The 24,728-nt window shown below is 47.4% G+C and carries 16 protein-coding genes, 2 tRNA genes and 1 pseudogene; 6 read left to right on the forward strand and 13 right to left on the reverse strand.

The window, feature by feature from the left end:
• Nucleotides 1-230: 230 nt before the first annotated feature.
• From ACT8X9_RS07575 to ACT8X9_RS07610, 8 genes and pseudogenes are all read right to left on the reverse strand, one after another.
• Nucleotides 231-1,163, reverse strand: a complete 933-nt coding sequence (locus ACT8X9_RS07575) for a M14 family metallopeptidase (protein ID WP_444268600.1) — start codon at nucleotides 1,161-1,163, stop codon at nucleotides 231-233.
• On the reverse strand, nucleotides 1,160-1,954 hold the full coding sequence (locus ACT8X9_RS07580) for an ABC transporter ATP-binding protein (protein WP_005935741.1): 795 nt from the start codon (nucleotides 1,952-1,954) through the stop codon (nucleotides 1,160-1,162). The genes ACT8X9_RS07575 and ACT8X9_RS07580 overlap by 4 nt, the downstream gene beginning before the upstream one ends.
• Nucleotides 1,947-2,780 (reverse strand): ABC transporter ATP-binding protein, encoded by an 834-nt coding sequence (locus ACT8X9_RS07585; protein WP_444268601.1) that lies wholly within the window; start codon nucleotides 2,778-2,780, stop codon nucleotides 1,947-1,949. Before ACT8X9_RS07585 ends, ACT8X9_RS07580 begins: the two co-directional genes overlap by 8 nt.
• Nucleotides 2,777-3,601, reverse strand: a complete 825-nt coding sequence (gene opp1C, locus ACT8X9_RS07590; protein ID WP_444268602.1) for a nickel/cobalt ABC transporter permease — start codon at nucleotides 3,599-3,601, stop codon at nucleotides 2,777-2,779. The genes ACT8X9_RS07585 and opp1C overlap by 4 nt, the downstream gene beginning before the upstream one ends.
• 2 nt (nucleotides 3,602-3,603) lie before the next feature.
• Entirely contained in the window at nucleotides 3,604-4,542 is a 939-nt protein-coding gene (opp1B, locus tag ACT8X9_RS07595; RefSeq protein WP_165853678.1) for a nickel/cobalt ABC transporter permease, read from the reverse strand.
• A gap of 60 nt (nucleotides 4,543-4,602) precedes the next feature.
• A complete protein-coding gene (gene nikA, locus ACT8X9_RS07600) occupies nucleotides 4,603-6,228 on the reverse strand; it encodes a nickel ABC transporter substrate-binding protein (protein ID WP_444268603.1) in 1,626 nt (541 codons plus the stop codon).
• A gap of 166 nt (nucleotides 6,229-6,394) precedes the next feature.
• Nucleotides 6,395-7,297 (reverse strand): LysR family transcriptional regulator, encoded by a 903-nt coding sequence (locus ACT8X9_RS07605; RefSeq protein ID WP_097772697.1) that lies wholly within the window; start codon nucleotides 7,295-7,297, stop codon nucleotides 6,395-6,397.
• 166 nt (nucleotides 7,298-7,463) lie between these two features.
• Nucleotides 7,464-7,706, reverse strand: a pseudogene (locus ACT8X9_RS07610) (DUF6061 family protein); the annotation flags it as partial.
• 470 nt (nucleotides 7,707-8,176) lie between these two features.
• On the opposite strand from ACT8X9_RS07610, the gene ACT8X9_RS07615 reads away from it, so the two are divergent.
• A complete protein-coding gene (locus ACT8X9_RS07615; protein ID WP_444268604.1) occupies nucleotides 8,177-8,425 on the forward strand; it encodes a DUF6061 family protein in 249 nt (82 codons plus the stop codon).
• Between the two features lie 83 nt (nucleotides 8,426-8,508).
• Here the strand turns inward: ACT8X9_RS07615 and ACT8X9_RS07620 are convergent, their stop codons facing one another.
• Genes ACT8X9_RS07620 through ACT8X9_RS07630 form a run of 3 tightly spaced genes read right to left on the reverse strand, consistent with a single transcriptional unit; the run spans nucleotide 8,509 to nucleotide 18,692 of the window.
• Nucleotides 8,509-10,353, reverse strand: a complete 1,845-nt coding sequence (locus ACT8X9_RS07620) for an NERD domain-containing protein (RefSeq protein ID WP_444268605.1) — start codon at nucleotides 10,351-10,353, stop codon at nucleotides 8,509-8,511.
• Nucleotides 10,354-10,359: 6 nt separating this feature from the next.
• The gene (locus tag ACT8X9_RS07625) at nucleotides 10,360-15,555 is read right to left on the reverse strand and encodes a DEAD/DEAH box helicase (RefSeq protein ID WP_444268606.1); all 5,196 of its coding nucleotides are present in this window, start codon (nucleotides 15,553-15,555) and stop codon (nucleotides 10,360-10,362) included.
• Between the two features lie 2 nt (nucleotides 15,556-15,557).
• Complete coding sequence (locus ACT8X9_RS07630) at nucleotides 15,558-18,692, reverse strand: hypothetical protein (RefSeq protein WP_444268607.1); 3,135 nt, start codon at nucleotides 18,690-18,692, stop codon at nucleotides 15,558-15,560.
• A gap of 1,402 nt (nucleotides 18,693-20,094) precedes the next feature.
• Here ACT8X9_RS07630 and ACT8X9_RS07635 point away from each other — a divergent pair.
• From ACT8X9_RS07635 to ACT8X9_RS07655, 5 genes are all read left to right on the forward strand, one after another.
• Nucleotides 20,095-20,430: a hypothetical protein gene (locus ACT8X9_RS07635; protein WP_005922736.1), complete on the forward strand. Its 336-nt coding sequence runs from the start codon at nucleotides 20,095-20,097 to the stop codon at nucleotides 20,428-20,430.
• A gap of 574 nt (nucleotides 20,431-21,004) precedes the next feature.
• Nucleotides 21,005-21,727, forward strand: a complete 723-nt coding sequence (locus ACT8X9_RS07640; protein WP_160141209.1) for a replication initiator protein A — start codon at nucleotides 21,005-21,007, stop codon at nucleotides 21,725-21,727.
• A 5-nt stretch (nucleotides 21,728-21,732) separates the two neighbouring features.
• On the forward strand, nucleotides 21,733-22,560 hold the full coding sequence (locus ACT8X9_RS07645) for an ATP-binding protein (RefSeq protein WP_444268609.1): 828 nt from the start codon (nucleotides 21,733-21,735) through the stop codon (nucleotides 22,558-22,560).
• Between the two features lie 72 nt (nucleotides 22,561-22,632).
• Nucleotides 22,633-22,947, forward strand: a complete 315-nt coding sequence (locus tag ACT8X9_RS07650) for a helix-turn-helix domain-containing protein (protein WP_097773129.1) — start codon at nucleotides 22,633-22,635, stop codon at nucleotides 22,945-22,947.
• Nucleotides 22,948-22,962: 15 nt separating this feature from the next.
• Nucleotides 22,963-24,351, forward strand: coding sequence for a site-specific integrase (locus ACT8X9_RS07655; RefSeq protein ID WP_444268608.1), 1,389 nt, complete (start codon nucleotides 22,963-22,965; stop codon nucleotides 24,349-24,351).
• Between the two features lie 162 nt (nucleotides 24,352-24,513).
• On the opposite strand, the gene ACT8X9_RS07660 is transcribed toward ACT8X9_RS07655, so the two are convergent.
• Both ACT8X9_RS07660 and ACT8X9_RS07665 read right to left on the reverse strand, forming a co-directional pair.
• Nucleotides 24,514-24,589, reverse strand: a tRNA-Lys gene (locus tag ACT8X9_RS07660).
• A gap of 3 nt (nucleotides 24,590-24,592) precedes the next feature.
• A tRNA-Glu gene (locus tag ACT8X9_RS07665) sits at nucleotides 24,593-24,667 on the reverse strand.
• Nucleotides 24,668-24,728: the final 61 nt, after the last annotated feature.

Below are 24,728 nucleotides of genomic sequence, written 5' to 3' on the forward strand. Positions count from 1 at the left end.
TAGGGAACTTTTGCAAATACTGTTTTATGGGAACTCTGCTACGGGGAACGCCCTGTTGTACATATCGCTGTCGTATGCGGATTTAATCGCAAGTTTTTCAAGCAGTGCAATTCTCAACAACGTATTTGCGATATGCAATTCACGGTTGTTGCCAACAAATCAAATTGTGAATTGCGATGGCAGGGTGCGTCCTATTCAGGGGCGCACCCTGTTTTTGTTTTTATGGAAACTCATGCTGTTCCATATGCAACGAGCGGGTCATTTCTGCGAACGCCCAGTGCAGTGGTCTCATACAAAACCCGCCCTGCAAATCTTGCACGGACTTCGCAGTTCTGCGTCCCATCGGAGCTTTTCCACCTGCCCAGCAGTGCATCCTTTAATACTTCCTGCCCAGCACAGACTTGCGGAAACCAGTATCCATCTGCCAGAGCTTCTTCGTAGACGGCTTTTGCAATCTCTGTTTGCGGAACGGCATCGAACTCTCCTTTTCTTATTCCAAGATGGTTCATCAGACGGAGTACATCTTCGCAATCTGCTTCCACCTCTTCGGAAGTCCAGCGGCCATTTCCGCCTCGCTCCAACAGCAAAGCAGGGATTCCTTTTTGTGCTGCCCAGCTGTACAATCCATTTCGGGCTGTTGAACAGACCCGCATGGAAACCGAAAGAGCCTGTGCCGCCCTGCGGGTCTCCCGCTCCAATTTTTGCCCGGCTCCACAGGGAAAGAATACCAACGGGGCCAGTTCTTCATTCCAGTCTCCGCCGTGAAGATCCAGAAGAAAATCCGCTTCCGGGTAAAGGAGTTTTTCGATTGTCCATGCCATCCGCTGTGTTTCCGTTCCATCCTCCTTGCCGGGAAATTCCCGGTTCAGATTCCTGCCATCTGCCGGATTCAGCTGTTTTACCCCTGCAAAAAATCCTTTGGAATTGACCAGCGGCAGCAAAATGACCTGTCCAAAAAGAGTGGCACAGTCCAGCGTTTCTACTAATTTTTGCAGAGCCAGAATGCCGACATACTCACAGCCATGCACCCCAGCTGTGACCACCAGCGTCTTTCCGGGGTGCGCCCCGCACAGCAGCCATGCTTCCAGCGGTGCACCGCCGGGAACAGGCAGTTTCACCTGCCGTTTTTCGCCGGGGGCGATTTCAAAGCCGCACAGCGTCATGCCGATTCCTCCGTATCAAAGACGACAATGGATTCCAGCAGCTTACGGGCATACTCGTCCTTCGTTTCACTGATGCGCTCTACCGGCAGATTCTCTGTTACCCGGCCCTGATACAGGAACAACACATCATCACAAAGATAGGTAATGGAGGTCAGGTCATGGGTGATAAAGATGTACGTCAAACCAAGGCGGTCTTTCAGTTCCCGCAGCAAGTCCATGACCTGTACCTGCGTGTGCGCATCCAGCGAGGAGATCGCTTCATCAAACAGAATGATCTCCGGCTTGCAGGCCACCGCACGGGCGATGCAGACACGCTGCAGCTGTCCGCCGGAAAGTTCATGGGGGAATCGGTCTGCAAAATCGGCAGGCAGACCGACCAGTTCCAGCAAACGGCTCGTTTCTGCTTTCCGATCCAGTTTTTTGCCCTCTCTGCGTTCCTGTACGGTCAGCCCTTCCCCAATAATATCCCGAATGCGGAACCGGGGATTTGCGGAGGTTGTGTAATCCTGAAACACGATACTGAGTTTGTTTTGCAGATTTCGCCGTCCGGCACGGGAAGCGTAGACCGAAACGCCATCCAGAACGGCTTCGCCACTGTCCGGTTTGAGCAGTCCGCAGAGCACACGGCCCATCGTAGATTTGCCGGAACCGCTTTCACCCAGAATGCCGAGACAGGTGCCCTCTTTTACGGTAAGTGACACATCAAACAACACCTGCTGCCGGGTATGGCCAAAAATTTTATCCTGCCGCTCACTGCGGAAGCTTACATTGATGTTTTTGAGTTCAAGCATGGGCAGTCTCCTTTTTGCCATTCAAAACAGCGGTGTACCGACGCATAACATCCGCGCGCTTCTCCACCAGCAGTTTCGTATAGGGGTCTTGTGCATGATGCAGGATATGCTGGAAATCGCCGCGGTCTACCACCGCTCCGTGATTCAGCACCACGATACGGTCTGCCACGCGAGAAATGGCGTTCAGGTCATGCGAAATGAAGATCATGGCCGTGTTATGATTTTCTTTGATATGCAGAAGTTCATTGAGAATTTCATACTGGGTGATGGCATCAATGGCCGTGGTTGGCTCGTCTGCAATCAGAAGAGCTGGTTTCATGGCTGTTGCAATGCCGATCATGATGCGCTGGAGCATACCACCGGAAAGCTGATGCGGATATTTCTCCAGCACTTCCTCCGGGTTTCGGATGCGCATTTTTTCCAGCAGTTCCAGTGAGCGGTTATGAATTTCCTCTGCTGTCCAGTTATTATGCGCCGAAAATGTCTCAGCGATCTGTTGCCCAATGCGGTACAGCGGGTCAAAACAGGTCATTGGGTTCTGAAGAATGATGCCAACTTTCCCACCGCGCAGACGGCGCAGTTCCTCGGCACTCTTGCCCAGAAGCTCTTCCCCCTGAAACTGTGCACTGCCCTTGACATGGAAGCTGTGGTCCAGCAGGCCCATCGCCGCTTTCATCGACATAGACTTGCCGGAACCGCTTTCTCCCAGAATGCCGAGGCACTCGCCGGGAGCAACTGCGAAGGACACCCCGCGCACCAATTCGATTTCCTTATGGTGGCTCTGCAAAGAAACGTGCAGATCGTTCAATTCAAAAACAGGGTTCATTTCTGCACCTCCTTGGGGTCCAGCACATCGCGCAGAGCATCGCCCATCAGGTTGAACACACAGACCAGCACCACAATGGCGATACCGGGAGCGATCATCTGCACCGGGTTCGACGTCATCACATTTTTTGCCTCATTGAGCATTGCGCCCCATTCCGGCGTGGGAGCCTGCACGCCCAGTCCCAAGAACGACAGCGTGGAAATGTTGATGATCGCCCAGCCTACATCCAGCGAAGCCAGAACCACCAAATCGGAGGTAATGGAGGGCAGCAGATGACGAAACAGGATGAACCGCTCCGGCATTCCCACGCAGCGGGAAAACTGGACAAAGTTCCGGTCGCAGTACTGCATTACGCCCGTGCGGATCATGCGGGCATACCACGCCCACTTGATGAAAACATTTGCAATAATGACGTTCTGGACGCTGACACCCAGCAGTGCCACCACAGCGAACACCATGATCTGGCTGGGAAAAGAGAGCATCACATCCACCACACGCATGATAACTTCTTCTACGATGCCCCGGAAATAACCCGCCATGATGCCAAGAATGGCACCCAGACTGATGGTGCCGAACATGGTCAGCAGGGCAAGGCCGAGGGTAGGACGGATGCCATAGATCATGCGGGAAAGAACACAGCGGCCAAGCTGGTCTGTGCCCAGCGGATATTGCAGGCTGTAGGATGCAAATTTGTTCAGGATATTGGTCTCATAGGGGTCGTTGGGCGCAATGACAGGAGCCAGAACACCTACAAGACCCACCAGCAGCACAAACACAACGGTAAACACTGCCGTGCGGTTGCGGAAGAATCGTTCTTTCATGGTCAGTCCTCCTTGCGCAGACGGGGGTCAGAGACGGTCTGCAAAATATCAAACAGCAGATTGAACAGGACAAACAGTACCCCGATCAGCAGGACATAGGTCTGGATGACCGGGTAATCCCGATTGAAGATGGAACTGATGCAGAGCGTACCAAGTCCCGGCCACGAAAAAACATTTTCGACCACGATGGTGCCGGAGATCAGCTGCGGGATGCTCATGCCCATCGCCACGATGCAGGTGTGCATGGAGTTTTTCAGAATGTGCTTGACCAGAATCGACTTCTGTGGCAGCCCGCGCACATTGGCGTAAAGCACATAGTCCTGTTTCATGTTTTCCAGCATATTGTTGCGGATCAGACGGATATACGTCGAAATATAGCTCAATGCCACCGTGAAGGACGGCAAGATCAGATGCCGCCATGTTCCGTTGCCATTGGTGGGAAGCCAGTTCAATTTAACACCAATGCCCCACATCAGCAGCAGACCCACCCAGTAGGCAGGCATGGCAGTCGTCACAAAGACCAGTCCGCGCATAATTTTATCAAACCAGCCGTCCTTATAAACTGCACAGAGGAAGCCAATGGGGATGCTGAGCACCGCCACAATGACAAAAGAAGTTCCTGCCAGCTGAAGGGTCGCAGGCAGGCAGCGCAGCAGCTCGCCCGCCACGGTGCGTTTCGGGTTGACATAGCTGATGCCAAAGTCACCGTGGAGACAGCCCAGCACCCAGTCAAAATAACGGACAAAGAAGGGTTTATTCAGACCAAGCTGCTCTTCCATCGCAGCAATGATCTCCTCCGTGATCACGGGGGTCTGCTGGACGCGCAGCGCGACCTCCGCCGGGTTGGACGGAATCAGATTGATAAAGCAGAAGCAGACAAACGAAATGGCCAGCAGCAGCGGAATCGCCATCAACAGTCTGCGTACAACATAGCGTTTCATGGGCAGTCCTTTCTTCAAGAAAAGCCGCTCCATACCCGAAGCGGCTTTCCCTGTCAATTTTTATTCAAAATACATATCCGCAAAGGGCACATCATACTGGTCGGTGCCAAAGTGGACACCGTGCAGAGCAGAGGTGTACAGAGCCTTGTTGCACTCATAGGTCAGCGGCAGATACATTGCATCCTCGTGCAGGTTGGTCAGAACCGACTTATACAGCTCCTGACGCTCGGCATCGTCCGTAGAGGTCAGGATCTTGGTAATGGCTTCGTCAATTTCTGCCTTGTCCTCAAGACCCTGCTGAGCGGCATAGTCGCCATAGACCGGGGCACGCATTGCAGCCAGCGAAGACTGCGGGTCATACGGCATACCCCAGCAGATATTGAACACCATATCGAAGTTGCCAGCCTTCATGTTATCGCGGTAGGACTGCTCTTCCTCGCCGTGAATGGTCATGGAAATGCCAAGCTTGAGGTACTCGCTCTGGAGATACTCGGCGATGGTCTTTTCCGTCACGCTGTCGCTGTTGTAGAGCAGGTCGAGTGCAAGCTGCTTGCCATCCTTGGCGCGCATCTTGTCGCTGCCAAGGACCCATCCAGCTTCGTCAAGGATCTGCGCCGCAGTCTCCGTGCTGTACTCATACGGCTTCAGGCCAACATTGCAGTAGGGAACCGTGGTGGCGTAAAGCGTATCCGCAGGCTGCTCCAGACCGTAGAAGATGCCATCAGAGATGGTCTGACGGTCGGTAGCGTGCTGCAATGCCTTACGAACCGCCGGGTCGCTCAGGATCTCATGGGTGGTGTTCATAACGATGTGCCGGGTAGAGGTGGGGTCAGACAGACCGACCGTGAACCTGTCGCTGTCCAGATACTGGCTGATAGCATCGGCATCGATCATGTTCTTGCCGAAAATCAGGTCGATCTCGCCGGATTCCAGAGCCATGATACGGGTCTGGTTGTCGGGAATGACCTTGACCGTGATCTTGCGGATGGCCGGAGCTTCGCCCCAGTAATTCTCGTTCCGCTCAAACACCGCATATTCATCGGTCACGAAATCCGTCAGCACATAGGGACCGGTGCCAATGTGGCCATTGACGCCATCCTTCGTGCTGCCGTTGATCATGCAGTTGGGGGAGATCATGGCAAAGGGACGGATACAGCCCAGCTCCGTCAGCATGGGGTAGTAAGGCTCGCTCATCTCAATGACGAAGGTATTTTCATCAGGAGCCGACACACCCACCAGCAGGTTCATCATTTCCAGCCAAGTGTGGCGTTCGCGGTTTTCCAGAATGGCGTTGAAGTTGGCAAGGATAGCATTTGCATCGCACTTTTCGCCATCTGAGAACAGAACATTGGGACGAATGTGGAAGGTGTAGGTACAGCCATCCTCGCTGATGTCCCAGCTTTCCGCCAGACAGCCTTCATAGCCATCTGCCGTAATGCTGACCAATGTACCGTAGAGGATGCTCTGGGCATACATTTCGCCCGCATACAGATGCGGGTTCAGATCACGAATATCACGATAGTTGACAAAGATCAGCTCATCGCGGACTTCCCCGGATGCCGCAGCGGAAGCGGATGCAGCGCTGGACGAAGCAGCGGACGAAGAGCTGGAGCCGCAGGCAGCCAGCACGCCGGTGCAGCAGGCACCCGCCATCAGCAGGCAGAAGTTTCTGCGAGAGATTTTCATAGTGTGTTTCCTCCTGTGGTATCAAAAAACATCAGTTATAACGAAAAAGGAGCCCCACGCTTGCTGCGCGGCGCTCCCATAGGATACCACAGTTTGTCCCGCCTGACCAGTGATGAAATCGGCATGGTTTTCCATAACAAATTGTTATGGCAGATCAAACCTTTTCTCAGAGCAGCTTTTTGAAATTTTCAATAAACCATTGTGCTGCTTCGCTTAGTTCATCACCCTCTGGCCGGACGATCCCAATCAGTAAAAACGGCTCACATCCGTTGATTTTCAGATTCTTAATGTCATAGTGTTTATACGGCTGGTGCATAAAATTGATGCCAAGGCTGCACAGGTCGGTCTGCATCAGCGCATTGATGGTCATATGGTCGCTATTCGAGTAAATGGAATAATTCAAATCTTTGGTGCTGATAGCACCCAATGAGACCCGGTCCAGATGATGCTCCATAGAAAAGTAGTCCCGTACCGCCCCTATGAAGCGCAAGCTGGACAGCTCCGAGAAATCCACGCAGTCTCTCTCGTAATATGGGTGATTGGGACCCACATAGACACAGGCTTCTTTTACATCGAGCGGTTCAAATTCCAAATTCTTATGTCCAAGGATATGCCGGAACGCCGCCAGTTGACGCTGTGCAATATAGACGATACCGATTTCCGTCTGCCCGCTGGCCACCCAGTTGCTGACCTCTTCGACACTGCCCTCCTGATGCTCGACAATGTATTCTCTGCCCCAGTGCCGATAAAAATCCACCAGAAGATTCGTGATCATATTGCTGGGGTAAGTTGCCAACGTGAATTTTTTGCCATTGTGGTGCGTCGCCATCGAGCTGATCAGAGAAGCGTGTTTCAGAATGACTTTTGCATAATCGCGCACGGTCTCACCGTAGGGCGTGATTCGCAGCCCTCGGCTGCTCCGCTCCACCAATTTTCTCCCCAGCTCCTTTTCCAGCGAGGAAATCACCTTGCTGACATTGGGCTGTGATGTATAAAGACATTCTGCCGCTTGGCTGAAGCTTCCTTTTTCACATACAATGGTAAAATACTCTAGCTGTTTGAGTTCCATCTTCTTTCGCGATCTCCTGAATCCGGTCAAATATACCACAGTTAGCTTCAACTTACCTAGTATAGCATTCTTTCCAGTGCAGTGCAAGATTAAAATCGCCGTTACGCAACCTAAAAAACGGAGCACCTTATAAAAGGTCTCCGTTTTGGGTGTTTATTGATTTATCTTATGATTTTAGTCCATGACCTCCAGCTACATTCTTCAAATATTTCTCCAGGTCTCCGTTCAGAATCAAATCGGCATAGCCCAGTGGGTCATTGTAGATGAGGTAGTCCAATTCCGTCCTCTGCGCCATGGTCACGTCCAATTCATCCTCGACCCCAGTGCAGTCAATGGAGATCATTCTCCCATCCCGGAGCAGCAGCTCCACGCAGCCGGTATCCATGTTGAACTTGCAGGCTCTCTCCTCTCTGCCTTACGGCACTCTTACAGTGGTCTGTCGTGCTTTCTTATGATAAGGTCTAGGACGTTTTTCGATGGAAGCAAGGGATTCGTTCTGTTTTCCGAAGAACACAAAAAATCCGAACCCTTCTCCTATCGGAAAAAAGTTCGGATTTTGTTGTTGTGGTGCACCTCCAGGGACTCGAACCCTGGGCCCACTGATTAAGAGAGCAAGCCGCCGGTTCGCCTCATTTCATGGAAGTTTCGAGTCATCGTAATTTTTAATCAAAACAACGTGATTTTTCACCCGGTAATTTCTGCATCCTTTGTCGGATTTTGCACCGAGAAGTCCCCTCTGCACGGTTTGAAACCGTGCAAAATCCGTGCAGAAACCGTGCACCTACTCTCCGACAAACAAAATCGCTCTATCCCCCCACCGGCTTGACGGCATTGGTTTGAGTGGCCGCACATCAAAATCAAGTCTAGGAGGATACTACTATGATGAAATTGCTTTCCTGCCGCTACAACATGGACACCAACCGGGTGGAAGCCCGGTTCGAGGATGGCACTACCCTTGCCATCGACTGCATCGCCGTGGAGGACGAATACGGCAACACCCCGGCACAGCGTGCAGAACTGGACTGGCTGCTCTACAATAAGCCCTTGGAGTACGCACAGCTTGTACTGGGTGGGGAGATCGAACATTACCTCTCGCTTGACTGCGAACACAGCAGACTGGAAGATTGACCGTCACCCTGCTCCATTTTATTTTCCAACGTATCCGGCACTCCAAGAAGCGCACTTGCACTTCTTGGAGCGCCGGATTATTATTAAGGATTCATTTCTGAAATAGACGACAACCGTGTATCCTCGACCCTCGCATGGAATAAATCTTGGATAACATTTCTCAGTCTTTTTGCGGATTTATTGACCGGCTCCGTTTCCTTCACCGACTGGATGACATTCTTATACTCGCCTTCCGGGATAACTGCCACAAAATCCAGAAACAGCTTTGCCCGCGATGCACCAACATAAAAAACCATACCATTCTTTCCGGCAAACGAATCGGGTTTCAAATCCACCATAATGATCGCTGTTGCTTCTAGCCCCTTGAAGCGTTGTGCAGTTGTCATGCGATAACGCTTACGTTTGTAACAATAGTACCAGTACTTGTCTGCACCTTCATCAAGCGATTCCAGTCCATCGCGGAGCGCAGTATAAGCCATCGTGCCAACTGTCAATAAAACAATATCCGTTACATCCTTTGCCTGAAGGTCGTCCAGCACTTTATTGACCGTCTCCACAATCAACGATTCATCATCCAGCAAATGAAATACAGGTTTCTCCACCCGAACAGACCAAGGATCTATTACTTTAGAGCCGCTCCACCGTTTCTGCGGAAGCTGAAGCGGTGTTAAGGAAGTCTGGGAAATCGCACTGGTATTTCGACAATTCTGATAAAGTGTCAATCTGCAATCACTATCCGCAATGTAACTCGGCAACTCGTATGTCCGATTACGTTCACCTTGAATTGCTTGGTTTCGGTCGTAGAAAAGGTAAAATGTTCCACCAGACTGCAAAGCCGCCTCACGCAGTTCATCAATGATTTCAACGTTTCTATCGCCTTCTTCCTTTGACGGAAGAAGTGCAAAATCCTGTCCTTCATCAATAATGACGTGTTTATATGGGAAGCCTTCTTTATAAAGCCATTCTTCCAGTCCCTCCCAATCATCATAAGAGCCGGCATACTTCTGCGCCAAACCACTGATCGTATAGAAATCTACATTTCCGAACTGCTCATTATAGCTTGCATCTTCAGAATGCTTATGCGTCTGATCAAGGTTATCTCGCAAAAGACGATTATAGCACAGGAACAAAACCTTTTCCCCGGCAACACTATTTCTCCGTGCCTTTTCTACGGCTATCATGGTTTTCCCTGTTCCCGCAGCTCCGTTGATGACAGCCGTAGGCTGTTCCTCCAGAAAATCCAGAATCCGTGTTTGCTCTGCCAAAAGCTTATTGAATCCTTCCAGCATCCGCTGATTCTGATATTTAGGTGTTGGGATCAGGTCAAACCTTGGTGCGAAGAACTTTTCCATCAGTAGCCTGAACTCGCCATCCAGCAATGGCTGCGTTGCATTGCTGACTTCTGTCTTAAAAATTCGCTCGATCGCGGGTGTCGGGTTCTCCAGATCATCTCCACAAAGCGTAATTCTCCGGTCAGCTTCCAGTGGCAGTGTCAACTGTGAAAAACGACTTCTTGGCATATCCAGAAACCATACCGCATGCAAGAATTTGCACTTTGACTTGAGGCTTCTAATATTATTATCCTGCTGCATCTCAAATGCTGACATCAGATAATGTTTAGCGCTCTCTGCCTGCTTATACGGACCATCGTGTGGCATCAGTGTTCCATTCGTGTAATACCATTGGCCGTTTTCGTAGTGAATCCCGGAGCCTGCTTTCACCTCGATGCACAAAATGCCCTTCTGCTGGTTCACTACAAGGAAATCAATTTCACGCTCCTTAAAAAAGTTTCTCTGATTGATCGTCACCAGCGATAGAGAATGAAACACATAGTAATCGTCTGGCAGGCGGCTGAGTGCTTGAAAAGCCGCACCCTCGTGACTTGCAGGGTCAAATTCGCGCGGTATTTCGGGAATCATCCTTGCCATTTATCCTTACTCCTTTTCGTTGATGCACTGAAGCAATTCTTCTGGCACAAAATGTTCATCCAATAAAAAACTTGTCCAATCATACTCGCTCAATTGCTCATACTGGCCTGCTTCGGTAAACAATGCAACTTTTTGCTGCGGCCAAATAACATCGGGGCGCACACCTTCCCCATTATTCAGCGGCATTTCAATATCCATGCAAGCATTCTTTTTATCATCTTCCGCTATCATGTCGATGATTCTCTGAAGCTTTTCATTTGTTTCCTCTGACAATCCATTGCCCGGATCGGCCAATTCTGCAAGAGCTTCCGAAGATGTCATCCACTCATTTTCCGGGTATTCCGGGATAATAAGTGCACGGCTTCCTTTTTGGCAGGTGGATCCTCGCTGTTCACTATTATTCGTATCAAGCACATCTGCCGAAGATTCCGTATTGGTGGCAACCGCCAAATTCCGCCACTGTTTCAAAAAGGTTGCAGCAACAGATCGATCCAACAGATGATGTATTTTCTGGTTATAATAATTACGCAGACATTTATAACAAGAGCCATCACAATCGCAACTATCACAAACCTCAATTGCCTTCTCTATGACGGAATTTAAAACCTTACCATCATTGGTAACCAGTCGTCTAACGTGCCCTGCACCACCAGCTACAGCGTCATAAAGAATTACCGAAAATACACGATAACCCTCCTTATCTTCACTAAAGAGTGTTCCTTTAATATCTGTACGCTCTATTCCTAACTGGCGTGATACACCTTCCAATAGAGCATACATAACAGAAAGCATTTGCGTATAATCACCCGCCGCAAGTGTCATAAATGTCAGTTTCACTACATCTGTTTTGAAATCATGGGACAAATAATACTGTTCCTTTGGCTTTTCTTTCAAACTGCATTTATAGCCCGCTGCCGTATGATGTGGAATCTTAAAGAATGCGCTTCCTTCTGTAGCATATCCACAAATGGGACAAATCATATAGTCTGTACTAACTACAACCACTAATGTATCATTTGTAGTAGATTCGACTTCGACCCTTTGTCCATTACTTTCAAAAAGCTGCTTGTTGATTATATTGCAAGAGGTGTCACCTACATAATAATCATCCGATTTGTACTCACGTTCAGGGCGTTTCATTGGCACAGGCTTTGGATCACTTTCTGCAATAAAGCCAAGCCGCGGCTCCAAGGTCTTGTGCCAATTTCGTTTTTTGATAAGTGTATGGCAAGAAACGCACTCCTTTCCAGCAATGGACAAGAGTTTTGTAAAATTAGGTTGTTGACAATCCGGGCACTGGCAGAAAAATCCATTTTCCCAGCTGGTCGACTTTGGCAGTTTACGGATATAGCGGCTTGTATACATTTTTCCATCAGCAATAACTTGCGATCCGGGCGCATACTCTGCAATTGCCATTTGTAAATCACGCACAAGTTGCAGTGAATTATCATTACCCGATGTAGAAAGCTGTGTCATCATCTCAGCCGTATCAACGGGAAATCCATATTTAGGAAGAACGTTACTGCGCACCAAAAAATCAATGATTTTTCTCTGACCAGCATGATCTTCATCTGCCATTCGATACGCCCGAAGCTGAAAACTGCAATCGCTGGCCCCTTTGTCATCTTTCAAGCGGCGGAATCTGTCAAGTTGCTTCTGATATTCCAAGACTGTATTCTGGAAATCAGTTACCGCAATTTCAAGAACACCGTTTTCCCCAATCAAGTGTTCTGTCCATTCCCATGTATCTATACCCATGATATTATGCAATGCTTGCGGTATAGATTTTTGAAGCAATTCCAAAAGATACGATGGCTTTCTTGTCAGAAAGTCTTTCAATTTCTGATATCCATCACCATTGAGGAAGACCGTAGCATTATTATGATTATAGACTTCAGGGTGAACAGCAAAGAAATCAGCAAGAGCCACTGCATAAATATGGCGATAGACTACCTTTTTGTTTTCAATCTCAAAGATAGGGGCCTTAATTTTACCGCTGATCATATCTGTTGGATGCTGATAAAATGTAAAATCGTGAGAACTAAGTTTTGCATACGTCAGGACAAATGCAGCAGAATGTCTTGCACGACCCGCACGGCCTGCGCGCTGAACATAATTTGCAGGACTTGGCGGAACATCTCGCATGTAAACTGTTTCCAGTGAGCCCACATCAACACCCATCTCAAACGTGGTCGAACAACTGAGTGCGTTTATTTTTTTGTTGACAAAAGCCTCCTGATACACCGTCTGCTGCTGTCTGGACAGCTGTGCGGTATGTTCTTTAATATAAAGCGGTTTCATTTGCTCACTTTGATACAATTTGGCATAGTGGTTCGTTGTCAGCTTAACAGAAGGATCGTATTCTTCCAACATCCCAGAACATTTAACGGAGGCGCACCGATTCTGGCAATTATGAGCCGTGACTTTACCACATTTTTTACACCGATAGAACTGTAGTTTCGGATCTCCGTTCAACCGAATTCGGAAATCTGCCGCATCAAAAGCATAATCATCCTCTCGATTATTCCCTAAGATCTCACACCAATAAGCTTCCAGAAAGACATTTGCATCCTCTGCCGAAACATTTAGAATACTCTTGGTGCGTTCCAACCTTGCACTATAATAGTAGTTTCCATTGCTACGCTGCCGCGCTGCCCACCCTATAATTTGACTTTTCCCGGAGTCTTCAGCTGTTTTTACCAGTTTCAGTGTTTTTTCAACAGGGGTAAAGAAAATATACTCTCTATCTGCCTGTGTCAGATGAGCTTCCTTCGCTGTCAGTGCTCCACTGTATACGGCATCAAGAACAATTAGATTCAACAATTGTTTTATGTCGACCGGAGAAGCATTGTAGGTTTCACCTACCGAATTCAGCATATCTTCATCATCATTCTTCGCAAATTCAAACGACAATACTCCCATTGATGCCAGACTGCTTGAACGCCGAGCATTGAACATCTCATTCAAGACGGCAATCCATGCATTTCTTATGCAAACATCAGCGAAGGATTCTTCAGGCTTTGCATCCCATGTTCTAAAGCTATCACAGCTTTCAAAATAGCTTGCCAATCTTCTGACAAAATCCTTCACCTGAATACAAGTTCTGCCTTCTGCTTTCATCTCGTCCGCAACATGCCAAATGCCACGGCGGCGCAAAAACTCATCATACGATTTTTCCATATAACAAGCAAAGAATGCCGCTTCACTGCGACTATCTGAGAAGCAGAGAAATTGTCTTGCCTTAGCAACCATTTGGGTCGTTTGCATTTGCTTTTTTCCAAAAATCCCAGAAGACGCCGCCCTCTTTTCAGGCTCAATCACTCGTTGTTCTTTTTCCGGAAGCTGCTCATAAAGTTCTGTACCAAGAACTGCTGTAGCCGCTTCACTACCAAGATAAAATTTCCGCAGTCGTCCAAAACCACATGCAAGGCATTTTACTGAACCTGTGTCAGCGTTTTTCGGATTTTCGCATTTTGTCACATACAAATATTTGGAACTATCGTGCTCACATAATCCCTCCAACTGCACATTCGCAACCGGAGCAATTCGTGCACAAATCGGGCAGAGCGCATAGTCGTTTTCCCCCGCCATCTGTTCATCAGATTCTTCCTCATCTTCATCCGAAAGATTTTCGGATTCATTTTCCTTCAGAATATAGTATTCTTGTCCTTTTTCCCACTGACTAACCTGTTGCAGAAATTGTTCATTCCTGTCTCCCTGAGTTTTTCCAACAACGGCTGTGCGTCCGCAATGGCTGCAAATTGCACACTCAAAAACAGCAATATCTTGATCATTCACGGTCAGCGTTTTTTTACGCTGTAAAAAAAGCTCTTTTGGATCAGTCAGTGTAATATAAGCACCTTCCAATGCCCGAACGAAAAAGTGGTAGCGCACTTTCACCAAACTAACCTTATCTTTTTCCGCCCGCGAGCACACATCAATAAAATCAATCAAATCTCGCTGTTCTTGTAAATTATTTTCTTTTGAAAGTGCATTATAAAGAGCGTTAACCGTCATGGGACCGTTCTTCTGGATCAACACCCGTATTTCGTGAAACAATTTGCTATGAAGGCATACTTCAAACAGTTTTTCATCATCGGATGCATCCAATGCATAGTCCATATCATAATTTCTTAGAATTTCGCCCGGAGTAAATTGATTTGAGGCAATCATATGAAATGGTTCCATTGGAAAATCATCTAAGGATTTCATTTCCGGATTGCGCTCAATCGAGCGGATAATATTATCCGCTTCAAACCTTTCTCCACAAAGCCGTTCAGCAAACGCTATAATATCACCATTGGACTCCTTATCGCCAAGAGTTGCACTTGTTAAAATATACTGCACGTTTTTGGGCGCACTGATACGCGCTTTTAATCGACGCATTAGAAGCGCAGTTTCCATGCCAGTTGCCCCTTTATAGATATGCGCCTCGTCCAAAACAATATATCTTAACTGTGCGCCAGAAAAAACCGCATCATCTTTTGGACGCAGCATCATATACTCAAGCATTGAGTAATTTGTAATCAAAATATGCGGGGGCGTTTTCTGCATTGCTTCACGGGAAATCACTTCATTTTCCAGAGGATTAGAATCCGCTCCATGCATCCTATGATACTGACTCCGAGCCTCCGTTTCAGAATGTTTCGTATTACCGTTGTATAATCCAAACCGAATCTGTGGATACCCCTTCAGCAACGCACGCATACGCTTGATTTGGTCATTAGCCAAAGCGTTCATAGGATAGATCACAATGGCACGAACCGCATTGCTTAACGTGCCTGCCTCGATTTCTCGAAGCAGACTGTTGACAATAGGTATCAGGAAGCACTCGGTTTTACCAGAACCCGTACCAGTTGTAACAACAAGGTTCTTGTGTTCCATTGCACGTTCTAACGCTTTGACCTGATGTGCATACAGAGGTCTATCCAAGGGAATTTCCTTATCCTTTTCCGGGCAAGGTTCCAGTTGATCAAACAGCGGCGATGCCACGCCCTCTGTAATCAGCTGATGAATGCTTTTTGTCGTTTCATAAGAACCGCTCAACTCAATATAAGGGCCTTTGGCAATCATGCCGGGTTTATTTAGTTCTTCACGCAATTCTCGTGCATAGGTTTCGTCCTGAAAATCGAAAGAAGTCGTAATATAATCGACAAAACTTTCTTTGATATTTTCCGAAGCTACAATTGGATTGAACATCATTATCACTCCACTTCCACGGTATAATTAAAACTATCGGGCAATTTTCCACGTTTACGATCCATTGGATTCAATGCACTTTCACGTTTATTTCGAATACTTCCATACTTTGGATCAATGATGATACTTGCATCATCATAATTTTGCGGATACAGGACACATTCTTTTTCTCCAATGATCCAAATGTTAACTGGGTTGATGGGTTCAAAAATGCTGTCATTCAAATCCGTGTTGAACGCCCTCCAGAAGCCACTCTTTCCATCATAAAATTCCAGCGTTCCACAGTAACAGGGGTATGCGCTTTCACTCTCATAAGGTAATTCCGAAACGCCAAGGTAACACAGTGCTCTTATTCTGAGTGCGTGTTCTTTGAGAGAGATTTTTTCGCTTTTTCCCTTTTCTGGATCATAACAGAGTGCACTCGATAATATCAAACATTTATCTCTGAATCTAAAAGAGTTCGGCTCACCAATTGTCAGTCGATAATTTCCAATCAAGATCTTCTGGGTTTCTTCTTTCCTTCCAAAGATAGACTTTTTCTGCTCAGCCTTTTCAATATAAACCGAGTACGGATATTCCCCTTCTGGAATCTTTTTAGCAAACCGAGGCTCAACAAACTCCGGCTCTGTTTTTAGAGTATATGTCCATACATTATCGTTTGCAACGGAAAGCTCTGCGGATAGATACTTTTCTTTTCCATGCTCTCCAATATAGTTTTCTCCAGCACACCATACCAATGCATCATCTCTAATTTCAAATGGCGGCTTTATAAAGTGTTCCTTAAAGCAAATTTTAGCAAGTGTGTAAGACCGATATGCTTCCATTGTTCCATCTCTAAAAATGTCAAGGAACAAATAAACAGCCTCACGTTCTTCATGATTATAGGTTTTCAAGCAGTTTCCGATTTCATAACCTTTTTCGGTTGAAGAAAATGTAAGTTGCTGGCTTCCTAAGCGTACCTTGCTAGACCATCCTTCCGGTGTGGCAGTTCGAAGAACAGCATTTTGAGGAATATCCTCGTACCACAAATTCCATTCTTTATGGGCAAAAATATTTTCACCCATAAATTCACTCCGCACTACCGGAATGCTGAAACGAATGGTGCCATTCTCATACGGCATTTCAATCGTTTGTTTTCCTGCTTCGGATTGATAAGATACATTTTCTATGCCAATTGCTGGAATGTTAATCTGCACTGAGTTTGGTTCATCCAAATAAATCGGATAATCCGTTTCAACTGAGAAGCCGGGAATGCAGAGATATTTTTTCTCGCATGCAATACGTTCGGACAACAATTCCTGAAGTTCAATTTTGTGTAATTTCCCATCTGGGCAAAGTTCTATTTGAACGGTCTCGGTTTGAGCATATTGCTCGATTGATACCATAACACCATCCAAATACAGTCTATACGATTCCCACTTCTTTTTCTCCGAAAACTGTATTCTCATTTTTGTTGGTGCAGCATAGATCATGATTGGCACATCATCTTGCTCGTTAAAATAGCTAGCGTTCTGCACTGCCGATGCAGAAAAACTGCAACGAAGCTTCTGCGCTTTTCCGTCTTTGAAAAAGAGGTCTATACCGTTTATACGCAACTGATCTGTACAGGAAAAGTTGACCCTGTAAAGTTCCAAATCATAATTAACACGCTCTAATTGGTCATCTGCGCACTCCAAATCACTATTATAGGGCAAAAGCAAATATCCTGATTCGATTGATGTATCACTGACCTTACCACTTTCACTAAAGCAGATCCAATCGCAGTTAAGTTTTTGGTCTGTACTATAATAAAGCTCGCCATCCGTCCAAATTTCAACCCGGAACGAAAAATCTGTTTTTAGGTAATCACGATATTGCAGAAGCGGCAAAACCATCTTGCTGCTTCTGAGAAAGTTCTCGTCTCTATACAGACGCAATTTGATATGTTCATCGATCAATTGACCTTCGTGGTAAACTTTAACAACAGGAGCTGTTTTGTACTGCCGATCATATCGGATAGCGGGAATCTGAATTCCAACCTGTTTTTCCTGATCCAAGACATATTGAATTTGAATCTGATTCTTGCGAAGCGCAACAAATTCATTGGCACTTCCAGCCCGGATACGCCTTTGTTGTGCGCGTTCATAAGGTGCCTGATCATTGTACCAGTCTACAATCAATTTATCCCAGTAGAAAAGGCTCGGATACAGTTCAGAAGAATCACCAGCAATAAGCGAATCGATTTTTCCAAGCAGTGTATTGCACAGCTTGATCATATACTGTTTCCGATTTTCGGTCAACGTTTTTATACCAGGACTAACAACGTCCGATCTAATTTCTTCTGTTCCATGAATGTTATCATTCCAACGTCCTTTAAGTGAATTAACAAAAACTTCGAAAGCGACATCATCATCTGGACGGTACTGGTACTGAAGACTGTCTTCGTAAAATCCAAAAAGCAATCGAAGCAATGCCACCGTTTTCCGCTTTGGTGCCAATGCGTGCGTCATCATAGATACATAGTAGCGTTTTGAGTTTTCCGTAGGAACAAAATAGCAATGGTTATCTTCTAGCACCTGCCGAATTAAGTTTCGCAATTTTAGATAAGAAGTCTGCTGATATTGTTTTGCCGCATGATATGAACTGAAAAGCCGTTTCCAGAACTGTAAATCAGATTCATCCTCATCTTCATTCCAGTCTCGAATGGTTTGAACAATATGAAAGACCAGCAACTTCTTTTCGTACGGGTTCAACAGGTTCTGCTGCCGATTTTCGCTTAAAAAGCGATTGAATAATTCTTTTCCCTTTTCACTAAATGCTTCACTCAGTTCTTCTGGAACAATAATTTCTCCCAAAAGCGCACATTTGCTATACGCAAACTCAACCAGTGACTCAAGTTTCTCAAAATGGCACTCATCAGATTGAATTGGCACGCGCTCCATATCGCGCTCAACATTTGAAAACACAAAGCCCTGCATCTCCAGCCATGCTTTGCGACCTTTCCATTCTGTGCCTGTGTCAATTCCATCCCGATCTGCAGAATTGTAAAGTTCTCGGCAAATCGTCTCATCTCTTTTCAGCACCTGATACTCATCATAGAAGATTTTCTTATCAGGAAATTTCCGAATCAGCACGCTCATTACATTGACTTCCGCATTCATTGCAATACCTCTCCAACCAATTGGGCGAAAACACCAAAAACATTGTTTCTTTTCTTAAAATTATAGCATTTTGAATTCGTGCAATCAATGGCGTAAAGAAATATGAACGAGTTTCTTTTAAAGCCTGCGCCAAAACGGTGCAGTTCTGAAAGGGTTTGGGAATTCCCAACAAGTATTTTGCAGAGCAAAATAAGCAGATGTATATACGTCTGCATTGCTTGCAACAACTATGAAGCCTCTCAATGCGCTTTCCAAATTTGAAAATCATTTTGTAGTCAAGACCGTCCGTTTTTAAGTTCAACTTGAAGCGGACGGTTATTTTTCTTCTTAGAAAATTTTCGTGTTTGCATCCGCAGCAAGCAGGGCAAGCCGGTACCAACTCGCAATTTTTGAATCAGATTTTACAAATCCGAATTCAAAAACGCTTGTTGGGTTTCTCCCAAACCCGACATTCAGCACAAAATTGCGCTGACCGTGCATCTTATCCTCTAAAGGCATTATGACCCACAAGGGGACCGGTACCGTCCAGCCCTCTCTCTTTTTGCCAAAGTTTTCATCGCCTTTTCTTGCAACCCGCCGAAAGTGGCGTATTTTCAAATCTTTTTGTTGACACAGCTCGATTTTTGTGGTAGTCTATTCCAACAATTTAATATAACATATTTACTTAGAGTTCCAGCTCGGCTCCTGAAGGAGCCGGAGCAAGTTTTTGACTTTCTTATCGCTACATAACGAACCCGAACCAAGGCCATCCCGGAAGGGATGGTCAGGTTTCGGTTGTTGTGTGGCGATTTTTTATTGCCAGATCCAGCACCGCACCTTGAAAATCGAAAGACCGTCTGCATGGGATACCCGGCAAAGACCTCGCAAGAGCGAGCCGGAAAACGCCGCCGGAAGGGGGCAGGAAATCCATGCAGGGAGAACGGCACACCCAATATCAACTGGTCAAAATGGCCAGTTGATGTGGTGAATGACACAAAGCGTCATTCACCAGAAACATCTTCTACGTTACAGCTCGTTCAATGTGTTCAAATTGAACACATTGATTCTATCCATGTTACGCTTAACCTCGACTTGACATTTTGTCAAGCCACGGTGAAATCTGGTAAGTGCTGCTTTTCAGTACTTACCAAATTACCGTAACACGGTCACTCTGTGGTGGGTTACGAAAACCGTAATTCACCACTTGGAAGTGGTAAATAGACAAATTGTCCACTTACCACCCAGCCATAACACACAGATTTTAGTTGGTGATCATTTTGATCACCAACCAGACAATCGTAACGCTTTATTGTGTGAAAGTGGTGGTTACCATTTTGATAACCACCATATACCCGTAACATTTGGGGCAAATAATGCTTTTCATTATCCACCACACACCTGTAACAGCCAAAGGAGGATGCCTATGACAACAGAACAATGGGAACGTGAAAATCAGGACACCCTGATGGAATATTTCATTGACGGTGACCCCAGTGTGCACAGAATCCAGTGTGAATGCTGCCGCAAGGTCATCTACACCCAGACCCGGAACCGCAAATATTGCAGCTTCCAGACCTGCGGTCACCGGATGCTGAACTTGCGAAAAAGTCTTAAAAAGCGCATTGAGCGCGGAGCCTACACCTGCCCTTGCTGTGGTGAGCAGTTCTTGCCGATTCGGGCGGATGCCAGATATTGCAGCAACGCCTGTCGGCAGAAAGACTACCGCAAGCGTAAAGTAACGGCTCACGCTTCTCTTTGAGGAGCTTGATAAAGTTTGTCAAGTTCCTTATCTACGCTTGCTTTTGTTCAGTAAAGTGGCACTTCCCATTCTGGGAAGTGCCAAAAAACCGTAATGCTTAAATTGCTCACTCCCAAATCCCCAAAGTGGGGATTTGGGCTGTCATCTGAAATCAGGTTACGCTTTCCGTAACTTGATTTGCAACTCCTGCCGAATCAAGTTCCCACTTCGGGAACTTGATTGTAGCCGTATCAAAATCAAGTTATCAAAATGATAACTTGATTGCATCCGTGGCAGAGCCACCGGAGTTCCCATTTTGATAACTCCGGTTTTATCTGTAACACGTCACTCCCACTCCGTAAAAATCAGTTGGCCAAAATGACCAACTGATTCCATCTGTAACGCATCAAGGTCATTGAAAATCAGGTGCCGCCACCCGGCACTTGTTTTTACCCGTAACGGAATCAGTGGGTCAAAATGGCCCACTGAAAAAACCGAGCGAGCTGCGGGCAGAAATTCACAAATCTTTGTCTGTCAGCTTGCCCGGAGCAGGAGTGCAAACCTTTGCGCCATTTTTTGATATAAAACGCTGGAGGTGAATTCTATTTCCGACTACCTGACTGTCACTACGCCCTTACCGCGATATCTACCCTATGCCCGCTTTCTGCTGGATACAGACCTGAGCCACACAGCAAAGCTGCTCTACACCCTGCTGCTGGACCGGGCAACGCTTTCTCAAAAGAACAACTGGATCGATGCACAGGGTCGCATTTATGTACTCTATCCGCTTTCCAGTCTTGCAAAAGATTTGGGATGCAGCATTTCCAGCATAACACGCTCTTTTACTGAACTAGAAAATGCACAACTCGTGGAACGTATCCGCAGTGGATTTTCCAAGCCCAGCCGTATTCTGCTCAAGGTTCCACATACTACGCAAAATTGCACTGTCATAGTAAGCAAAAATGCCGAGCATGACTGTGCAGAAATGAGCAACATGATTGCGCAAAAATGCACACCTAACCAACGTAATAAGAACGACCTGAAAGATAACCACCTGATAAAAACAACAGATGCTCATTTGACCTTTGGAGAATATCGCAATGTCTTTCTGACGGAAAAAGAGTATAAGCGGCTCAAATCCGACTTTTCCGGGCTGGATGATCTGATCGAGCAGCTTTCAGCTTATATCCAGTCCACCGGCAGAAAGTACGCCGACCATGCCGCCACCCTGCGCATCTGGACAAAGCGGCAGAAAACAGAACAAAAATCGACACCGGGCATCCCGGACTACACATTCAAAGAAGGAGAAAGCCTATAAAGACGATTGAAAAAATTTTGGAACAGTCCGTTTCCAGTATTCCCAAAAATACCGAGGATTATTATGGCAAGGACGGTCTGCTTTACTGCGGAAAATGTCATACGCCAAGGGAAGCGTTCTTCGCAAAAGGCGTCGCTCTGATGGGCAAGAACAAACACCCTGTCGAATGCAGCTGCCAGCGCACGGAAAGAAAAAAGCAGGAAGCCCTTATCAACCAGCAAAAACACCTTGACCGTGTACGGCGGCTGAAAGCTGAGGGGTTTTCTGACCCGGCAATGCTGGACTGGACCTTTGAAAACGACAATGGCCGCAGCCCGCAGATGTACCATGCACACCGCTATGTAGAGCAGTGGCAGGCCATGCGCTCAGAGAACCTAGGGCTGCTCCTCTGGGGCGGCGTAGGCACCGGCAAGAGTTTCCTTGCCGGGTGCATTGCAAACGCTCTGATGGAGCAGGAGGTGCCTGTGCGCATGACAAACTTTGCACGAATCCTGAACGAGTTGAACGGCAGCTTTTCCGGGCGAAATGATATTGTGGACAAGCTCTGTCGCTATCCCCTGCTTATCATTGACGACTTCGGCATGGAGCGTGGCACCAAATACGCACTGGAACAGATCTACAGCATCGTGGACAGCCGATACCGCAGCCGGAAACCACTGATCGTCACCACCAACTTGACGCTGGACGAGATACGCCACCCACAGGATACCCCTCATGCCCGCATCTATGACCGCCTGCTGGAAATATGCGTCCCAATCTCCTGTATCGGTGTAAGTTTCCGCAAGGAAACTGCGCAGGAAAAGTTGGAACGCATGAAACGCTTGATCGGATAAACTGAAAACATTGGAAAACAAAAATTGCCGGGTGCAAAAGTCACCCGGCTACAAGGAATTGGAGGTCTGCCTATGAATTTGAATCGGCCTGACATGACCGAAACTGTGAAATCTGAAAATTATACGAATAAGTTCTTGCAAAAGGACTCGAATCCCACTACAATGGAAGTGGTCACTCAAACCAATGCCGTCAAGTCTCCAACTGACAGCCCGGCAACCACGAAACTGGTGTACACGGTGGAAGAGATCGCGCGAATGCTGGCCATCAGCCTGCGCTCTGCTTACAACCTGTGCAACAGCACCACCGAATTCCGTGTTCTGCGGGTAGGCGGAAGCATCCGTGTCCCGAAGGACAGCTTCGATGCGTGGCTCAACCGGGCAGCTTGATAAGGAGGCAACAGTATGGCATATATTACAAAACGCGGCAACTCTTATAGCGTCCGCTACACCTACGAAGATGAACACGGCAAGAGCTGCGACAAATGGGAAAGTTTTCCTACAAAAGAGGAGGCAACGAACCGAAAGAAGCAAATTGAGCACGAACTGGCGGCTGGCACTTTTCTGATCCCGTCCTCGGTGACGGTAGCAGAGTTCCTCATGGATTGGCTGCCCAAGCAGTGCAGCAAGCACAAGTGGGCACCCAAAACCTACGAATCCAACCTTTCCACCATCCAGAACCTTATTATCCCCTATATCGGCAGCATGGAGATGCAAAAACTCAAGCCCTACCACATGGAAAACCTCTACACGACCCTGAGCAAAACACCCTGCGGTTCGTATATTGAGGGCAAGAAGCAGAAACTGACTGAAAAGCAGAAGCAGCGGTTCCTTTCCGGCACGACGATCCACGAGGTTCATCGGCTGCTGGGTACAGCCTTCCAGTATGCCGTAGAGTGGGGCATCCTTGTCAAAAGCCCTGTTCCCGTGGACAGCCCCAAGAAGTCCACGCAGGAACGTACCATCTGGACGGTAGAGGAGATGCGGGCGGCTCTGGACAGCATGGAGGACCCCATCCTGCATCTGGCAGTCCACCTCACACTGGTGGGCGCACTGCGAGAGGGCGAGATCGTAGGTCTGACCCCGGAAGATCTCGATTTTGATGCCGCAGATGGCATCGGAACGTTTCGCATCAACAAGTCCATGCAGCGGGTGCGAAAAGAAGCCTTGAATCAGGTGGACGATGGTTGCATCATCAAGGTATTCCCGGACAAGCTGGAACGCAGTACCACTTCCCTTATCCTGAAAAGCACCAAAACGGCATCCTCCTGCCGCACCATCTTCATGACCTCCGCACTGAAAGAGGAATTGAAGAAGTGGCTAAGTCAGCTGGCATCAGACGAGATGAAAGATCCGACACGCTACCACGACAGCGGAATGCTGTTCCGTCTGCCCAACGGTCTGGCGGTGGAGCCGGTACTCATCCGCAAAAAGTTCCTGAAATGGCAGGATGCACACCCGGAGTTCCCGCGTATCGTGTTCCACGGTCTGCGGCACTCTAGTGCAACCTATCAGCTGATGATCTCCGGCGGCGATGTGAAAGCCGTTCAGGGCACCACAGGACACGCCACGGCAGATATGCTGGTGAACACCTACGCCCATATCCAGCAGTCCTCCCGTGTAGAGCTGGGCAGGAAATTTGAGGAAGGGTTCTATGCTAAACAGGAAAGCCCCAGCCCGCAGGCTGTACCCGCCGCAGGCGAACCGACTATCTCCATGACTGCTCTGCTGGAACTTTTGAAGAATGCAGACCCCGAAGTAAAGGCGCAGCTCCGTCTGGCTCTGCTGACCTGATGCAAAATCCGACACGCATTTTCAAGCAATTTCGCCCCTTGCAAAATCTGCTGGCGAAAACTACGACCGTGCAAAAACCGTGCATTGACCGTGCAATCCCCGATTTTTCGGGGTTACATAACAAAAAAGAACGCCAAATCTTACGATTTGACGTTCAATATCTGGTGCACCTCCAGGGACTCGAACCCTGGGCCCACTGATTAAGAGTCAGTTGCTCTACCAACTGAGCTAGAGGTGCATATGGTGACCCGTACCGGAATCGAACCGATGTTAAAGGCGTGAGAGGCCTCTGTCTTAACCGCTTGACCAACGGGCCATACAAAAGTCGGCGACTACCTATTTTCACAAGCCGTTTCCAGCTAACTATCTTGGGCACG

Source organism: Faecalibacterium sp., assembly GCF_052358865.1.
In the GTDB taxonomy this organism is placed as follows: domain Bacteria; phylum Bacillota; class Clostridia; order Oscillospirales; family Ruminococcaceae; genus Faecalibacterium; species Faecalibacterium butyricigenerans.

Bases quoted from the DNA above. Each gene is read 5' to 3' on its own strand.
- ACT8X9_RS07575 (WP_444268600.1), bottom strand. From the start codon at position 1,163: ATGACGCTGTGCGGCTTTGAAATCGCCCCCGGCGAAAAACGGCAGGTG.
- ACT8X9_RS07580 (WP_005935741.1), bottom strand. From the start codon at position 1,954: ATGCTTGAACTCAAAAACATCAATGTAAGCTTCCGCAGTGAGCGGCAG.
- ACT8X9_RS07585 (WP_444268601.1), bottom strand. From the start codon at position 2,780: ATGAACCCTGTTTTTGAATTGAACGATCTGCACGTTTCTTTGCAGAGC.
- opp1C (WP_444268602.1), bottom strand. From the start codon at position 3,601: ATGAAAGAACGATTCTTCCGCAACCGCACGGCAGTGTTTACCGTTGTG.
- opp1B (WP_165853678.1), bottom strand. From the start codon at position 4,542: ATGAAACGCTATGTTGTACGCAGACTGTTGATGGCGATTCCGCTGCTG.
- nikA (WP_444268603.1), bottom strand. From the start codon at position 6,228: ATGAAAATCTCTCGCAGAAACTTCTGCCTGCTGATGGCGGGTGCCTGC.
- ACT8X9_RS07605 (WP_097772697.1), bottom strand. From the start codon at position 7,297: ATGGAACTCAAACAGCTAGAGTATTTTACCATTGTATGTGAAAAAGGA.
- ACT8X9_RS07615 (WP_444268604.1), top strand. From the start codon at position 8,177: ATGATGAAATTGCTTTCCTGCCGCTACAACATGGACACCAACCGGGTG.
- ACT8X9_RS07620 (WP_444268605.1), bottom strand. From the start codon at position 10,353: ATGGCAAGGATGATTCCCGAAATACCGCGCGAATTTGACCCTGCAAGT.
- ACT8X9_RS07625 (WP_444268606.1), bottom strand. From the start codon at position 15,555: ATGATGTTCAATCCAATTGTAGCTTCGGAAAATATCAAAGAAAGTTTT.
- ACT8X9_RS07630 (WP_444268607.1), bottom strand. From the start codon at position 18,692: ATGAATGCGGAAGTCAATGTAATGAGCGTGCTGATTCGGAAATTTCCT.
- ACT8X9_RS07635 (WP_005922736.1), top strand. From the start codon at position 20,095: ATGACAACAGAACAATGGGAACGTGAAAATCAGGACACCCTGATGGAA.
- ACT8X9_RS07650 (WP_097773129.1), top strand. From the start codon at position 22,633: ATGAATTTGAATCGGCCTGACATGACCGAAACTGTGAAATCTGAAAAT.
- ACT8X9_RS07655 (WP_444268608.1), top strand. From the start codon at position 22,963: ATGGCATATATTACAAAACGCGGCAACTCTTATAGCGTCCGCTACACC.